Genomic DNA, 5,253 nt, shown 5'->3' on the forward strand with positions numbered 1-5,253 from the left:
CGCGCCCGAGCAGGGATGACCGCCCGCGGGGGCCCGGAGCGCCCGGGCCCCCGCGCCGGCCCTGCCGTCCGGCGTCAGCCCTGCCGTTCGGCGGACAGGCGCCGGCTGATCGTCTGCTGGAGCCGCTGCAGCCCCGACGTGCCGACCATGCCGATCTGGCCTTCGAGGTCGCGCAGCAGCACGTCCTGGTTCATCACGACCTCCGAGGACTGCATCAGCACGGTGCCCTGACCGGTGAAGTCGAACTGGTGCTCCTCCCCCGACGACCCGCCGATCCCGAAGACCATCCGGGCCGCGCCGAACGCGCCGCGCATGTAGGAGTGGTCGTAGTGGTGGCAGGGCGACGGGCAGTCCGCCCAGCCCAGCAGGGCCTGCGGGTCCACCCGGACGGGCGGCTCGACGAAGTGCACCGGCCCGTTGGAGGCGGCCACGAACCGGCCCGTCCCGATCAGGGTCAGGAACCCCGGGATGATCGACTGCTTGAGCTCCAGGCCGGGCTCGAACGCCAGCAGGTTCCCGGCCCGGACGGTGAGGTTGCCGTCGTCGAGGTCGAAGGAGTTCACGTCGAAGCCGCGGTCGGCGAGGACGAGCTTGCCCCGCCCCTGCGCGACGATCCAGTCCTGGGCGTACAGCGGCGAGTTGAAGGTGTGCGCGACCAGCGCGTCCAGCGGCCCGGACGACAGCGCCTCGAACCTGATCTGCCCGTAGTAGGCGATCATCTTGCCCTTCTGCGCGAACCACTGGCCGTCGAGGTCGACGCTGAAGGCGTAGGGGTTGACGTTGTCGTTCACCGGGAGGGTGGCCGCGTTCCAGGTCCGCGTGCCGAAGCTGCTCACGGTCAGATCTTCCTCTCGCTGGCCTGGACGTAGACGACGCCGGAGCCGCTCAGCTCGAGCTGGAAGCCCTCACCGGAGCCGCGTCCGATGAGGTCGCGCAGCCCCACCGCCGTGGTGAGCCGGTTCTGCACCTGGCCCCGGTGGGCCACGTACGCCTGCGGGTCGACGTGGACCGGCCGCTGCGGGGCGATCGGCAGCTCCATGACGCCGCCGTGCGAGAGCAGCGCGCACGAGCCCTGGCCGGTCAGCGTGGTGGTGAACAGGCCCTGCCCGCTGACGGCGCCCCGCACGATGCCGCGCACGCCGCCCTGCTCGCCCATGAACATGGTCCCGACCTGCAGGGACGCGTCGTGCACGAGGAGCCGGTCGGCCTCGACGTACAGGGTGTCGCCGCCGCCGAGGTCGACGACGGACACGTGCAGCCCGGCGTGCCCGAACATGACCTCGCCCTGCCCGGTGACGTGCATCATCGCGCTGCGCTCGCCCGCGACGGCGCGTCCGATGGCGCCGCCGATGCTCTGCCCCGCCGTGGTGGACGGGGCGAACGCCACCGACCCGGTGTAGGCGAGCATCGCGCCGCGCCTGCTGTAGACCTCCCGCCCGGGGCCGACCGGCACCTGGAGCATCTTGGAGGTGATCTTCTGGTATCCCGGCATCAGTACCTTCCGCAGCGGGCCGGCCGCCCGCGCCGCCCGCACGCCGTCGTCGTCGTCGTCATCAGATCTCCAGGATCCCGCCGCGCTCGGCGGGCTGGACGTAGACCAGGCCGTGCCCCTGGTACCGGAACTGGACGCTCTCGCCCGACCCGTGGCCGATGACGGTCCGCCAGTTGACGTCGGTGACGACGTCCTGGCGCAGCTGCCCGTGGTGCCCGACGTAGGCGTGCGGGTCGACCGACAGCGGCGTCTCGGGCGTCACCTCCAGCGCGATCGCCGGCCCGTCGGACACGATCGCGACCGTGCCGTGCCCCTCCACCTTGGTCGTGGCGAGGCCCTGCCCGGTCCCCATCCCGCGCAGGCCGACGAACTGGACGCCCGTGCGCAGCCCGCCCTCCAGCGCCAGGAGGCTCTCCGACTCCACGAACAGGGTGTCGCCGGTCAGCTGGACGAGCGTCACCTCCGCCGCCTCGCTCGCCAGATACACGGTGCCCTCGCCGGTGACCTCCATGAGCGTCATGCCCTCGCCGGCGATCTTGCGCTTGAGCGCGCCGCGCAGGCCCTCTCCCCCGGTCATCCCCTCCCGTTTGAACGCCATCCGCCCCTCGTAGGCGACCATGGCGCCGTTCAGCGCCCGGATCGTCTCCCCGGCGAGATCGACGGCCAGCATCTTCGAGCCGTTCAGTCGAAAGTGCGCCACGAGGCGACAAGATACCGGCCGGAACCCCGCGCGGTCCGGGCATTCGGCGCGGTCCGCCCGGCGGGGGCGGGCGGGCCGCCGGCGGCCCTCATCGCGGCGGAACCGGCGCGTTGCCGGTCCCGTGCGCCCGCCGATCGGGGAGGATGTCGCTCATGTGGATCGCTCCCGAACGCCGCAGCCTCAGCCGGTGGGCCGTACCCGGGCTCGTCCTCGGTGCCGGGGTGGTGGTCGGCGCCGTGCTCGCCGCCGACGGACGCGACGGCACCGCCCTCATCGCGCTCGCCGCCCTCGCCGGGTACGCCGGCTACCTGGCCTTCCGGCGCAACGAGCCCGCGCTGCCGCTCAGCGAGGGCTTCGGCTCCGGCCACCGCGCCCGCACCCATCTGCGCGCCGCCGCGATGACCGGCGACGTGCTGACGGTCGCCGTGATCGGCGGGCTCGTCGTGCAGGCGCTGCGCGGCGGCGACATCACCGCCTACGTCTGGCTCGCGGCCGTCGCGGGGGTCACCTACGCGCTGTCGGCGATGGTCGGCGGCCGCGGGCTGTGACGGCCCGCCCCGGGTCAAGATCCACACCGCGACCTGCGCGAATTGTGCGTTAACTTCTCCTGACAACGGTGGTTCCGGGCGCTTCGGGACGACATGATGCCGCTGTGTCAGCCGTAGATGTCCTGGTCCCGGCGAGGGCGGTGTTCCATCCGGTCGTCGATCTCGGCACCGGGACCGTCGTCGCCGTGGAGGCGCACGCGGGGCCGCCCGCCGCGACCGGGCTCCCGCCGCGGGTCGATCCCGTGTCCGAGGACCTGCGGCGCGCCGCCGAGGCGGCCCGCGCCGCGGCGGACCTCCGCACGCCCCTGCCGCTGCAGATCGGCCTGCGCGCCGAGACCCTCGCCTTCGGCGACCCGGTGCTCGCGGAGCTGCACCAGGGGTTCGCCGGGGCCGGACGCCGCCCGCAGGAGATCATCATCTGCGTCACCGGGGGCTTCCCGCCGGCGCAGCGCGCCCCTGTCACCGCGGCGCTCTCCGGGCTGCGCCGGGCCGGGTACCTGGTCGGGCTCGGCGGCGTCGGCGCCGCGCACGCCCCGCTCGACCTGCTCGTCGACGGCGCGTCCTACCTGCTCAAGCTCGATCCCGTGCTGGCCCGCCGGGCGCCCGCCGAGCCGCGCCGCTCCGCGCTGGTGGCGAGCCTCGTCGAGCTGGCGCACCGGCTGGAGACCCATGTGCTCGCGCCCGGCCTGGAGACCGGCGACCAGGTGCTGCACCTGCGCGAGCTCGGGGTGCGGCTGGTCCAGGGGCCGGCGCTGGCGCCGCCGGAGTGGCGGCCCGGCATGCCGGTCACGGTCCCCGTCGCGGCGCGCGGCGCCCCGGACCCCCGCGAGCGCCCCGACCTCGGCCCCCGCGTCTCGGAGTTCACGCTCCCCGGCGTCACGATGCCGCACACCGCGACCGCCGACGAGGTGCTGGACGCGCTGAACGCCGAGACGGGCATCACCAGCATCGTCCTGGTCGACGAGCGGCAGCGGCCGCGCGCCACCGTGGACCGGACGCGCTTCCTGCTCCGGCTGTCGGGCGCCTACGGCCACGCGCTGCACGCCCACCGGCCCGCCGCCCGGCTGGCCGACCCGCCCCGCCCGGTCCCGCGCACGGTCCCGGCCGTGGCGGCGCTGCGCGCGGCGGGCCAGGAGGACGAGCGCGTCTACGACGACCTGGTCGTGGTCGACGAGCTGGGCCGCTGCCTGGGGATCGTCCGCGTCGCCGACCTGATCCGCGGCCTGTCGCCCTGACCGGCGGCGTTCCGGTCCGGAGCGGTTCCCGGCGGGGGTCAGCCCGCGCTGAGATCCCCGCTGCCGGATCCGGGCGCGTCCGGTGCCGCGGTGGCCCCGGACGGGTCCGTGAGGCCGGACGCGGCCAGCTCCTGCGCGAGGATGGCGGCCTGGACCCGGCTGCGCAGCCCGAGCTTCCCGAGGATGCGGCTGACGTGCGTCTTGGTGGTCGTCTCCGCCATCGACAGCCGCCGCGCGATCTCCCCGTTCGACAGCCCCTCCCCGAGGCAGGCCAGCACCTCGCGCTCCCGCGGCGTCAGCTCCGCCACCGCCGCCGGGCCCGGCGCGGGCGGCTCCGGCCGGGCCGCGAACGCGCCGATCAGCCGCCGCGTCACCTGCGGCGCGATGATCCCGTCCCCGGCCGCCACCGTCCGCACCGCCTCCACCAGCCGGTCGGCGTCCACGTCCTTCAGCAGGAACCCCGCCGCGCCCGCCCGCAGCGCCCCGAACACGTACTCGTCGAGGTCGAACGTGGTCAGCACCAGCACGTCCGCGAACCCGGCGATCTGCCGGGTGGCGCTGATCCCGTCCAGCCGCGGCATCCGCACGTCCATCAGCACCACGTCGGGGCGCAGTTCCCGGGCCAGCTCGACGGCCCGCTCCCCGTCGGCGGCCTCGCCGACCACCCGCACGTCCGGCGCCGCGCCGAGGATCAGCACCAGCCCGGCCCGCACGGCCGCCTGGTCGTCGGCCACCAGCACCTCGATCACCGCGCCACCCCGCTCACCGCGCCACCCCGCTCATCGCGCTCATCGCACTCATCGCGCCATCCCGATCACCGGATGCCTTCCCCGCCGCGCGCGGGCTCCGCGTCCACCGGCAGTTCCGCGTGCACCAGCCAGCGCCCGCCGTCCGGCCCGGCGGAGAACTCCCCGCCGAGGATCGCCGCCCGCTCCCGCATCCCGATCAGGCCGCTGCCCGACCCCGGCAGCCCCGCGCCGTCCCCGAGGGGGCTCAGCACGTCGATCACCACCCGCCCCCGCGCGTACCCGACCGACACCTCCGCGTCGCCCGGCCCGGCGTGCTTGAGCGCATTGGTCAGCGACTCCTGGACGATCCGGTACGCGGCCAGCTCGACCGGCGCGGGCAGTTCGGGGAGCTCGCCGGCCGGGCGCAGCCGAGCCGACAGGTCCGGGCGGGCCGTCCGGTCGACGAGCCGGCCGAGGTCGGCCAGCCGCGGCGCCTCCGCCGGGTCGGCGCCGCCGGCGCCGCCCGCGCGCAGCAGCCCGATCGTCCGAC

At 75.3% G+C, this 5,253-nt stretch carries 7 protein-coding genes; 2 read left to right on the forward strand and 5 right to left on the reverse strand.

Going from position 1 to position 5,253, the window contains the following annotated elements; genetic code table 11:
* Positions 1–74: 74 nt before the first annotated feature.
* From ABZ914_RS45905 to ABZ914_RS45915, 3 genes are all read right to left on the reverse strand, one after another.
* Positions 75–836, reverse strand: a complete 762-nt coding sequence (locus ABZ914_RS45905) for an AIM24 family protein (RefSeq protein ID WP_500200966.1) — start codon at positions 834–836, stop codon at positions 75–77.
* Positions 837–838: 2 nt separating this feature from the next.
* Positions 839–1,492 (reverse strand): AIM24 family protein, encoded by a 654-nt coding sequence (locus tag ABZ914_RS45910; protein ID WP_190856391.1) that lies wholly within the window; start codon positions 1,490–1,492, stop codon positions 839–841.
* Positions 1,493–1,553: 61 nt separating this feature from the next.
* Complete coding sequence (locus ABZ914_RS45915; RefSeq protein WP_347256669.1) at positions 1,554–2,192, reverse strand: AIM24 family protein; 639 nt, start codon at positions 2,190–2,192, stop codon at positions 1,554–1,556.
* Between the two features lie 152 nt (positions 2,193–2,344).
* Here ABZ914_RS45915 and ABZ914_RS45920 point away from each other — a divergent pair, with 152 nt between their 5' ends.
* Both ABZ914_RS45920 and ABZ914_RS45925 read left to right on the forward strand, forming a co-directional pair.
* A complete protein-coding gene (locus ABZ914_RS45920) occupies positions 2,345–2,740 on the forward strand; it encodes an ABC transporter permease (RefSeq protein ID WP_190856390.1) in 396 nt (131 codons plus the stop codon).
* A 104-nt stretch (positions 2,741–2,844) separates the two neighbouring features.
* On the forward strand, positions 2,845–3,975 hold the full coding sequence (locus ABZ914_RS45925) for an EAL domain-containing protein (protein WP_347256668.1): 1,131 nt from the start codon (positions 2,845–2,847) through the stop codon (positions 3,973–3,975).
* Positions 3,976–4,013: 38 nt separating this feature from the next.
* Here ABZ914_RS45925 and ABZ914_RS45930 read toward each other — a convergent pair whose 3' ends face one another.
* Together ABZ914_RS45930 and ABZ914_RS45935 are read right to left on the reverse strand one after the other, a co-directional pair.
* On the reverse strand, positions 4,014–4,724 hold the full coding sequence (locus ABZ914_RS45930) for a response regulator (RefSeq protein WP_433251463.1): 711 nt from the start codon (positions 4,722–4,724) through the stop codon (positions 4,014–4,016).
* 65 nt (positions 4,725–4,789) lie between these two features.
* A partial coding sequence (locus ABZ914_RS45935; RefSeq protein ID WP_500200967.1) for a sensor histidine kinase occupies positions 4,790–5,253 on the reverse strand: 464 nt, incomplete at its 5' end.

This window comes from Spirillospora sp. NPDC046719 (assembly GCF_040645715.1).
Classification (GTDB): domain Bacteria; phylum Actinomycetota; class Actinomycetes; order Streptosporangiales; family Streptosporangiaceae; genus Spirillospora.

What these genes read in the sequence shown, in the direction of transcription:
- ABZ914_RS45910 (WP_190856391.1), bottom strand. Translation starts at nt 1,492, where the DNA reads ATGCCGGGATACCAGAAGATCACCTCCAAGATGCTCCAGGTGCCGGTC.
- ABZ914_RS45920 (WP_190856390.1), top strand. Translation starts at nt 2,345, where the DNA reads ATGTGGATCGCTCCCGAACGCCGCAGCCTCAGCCGGTGGGCCGTACCC.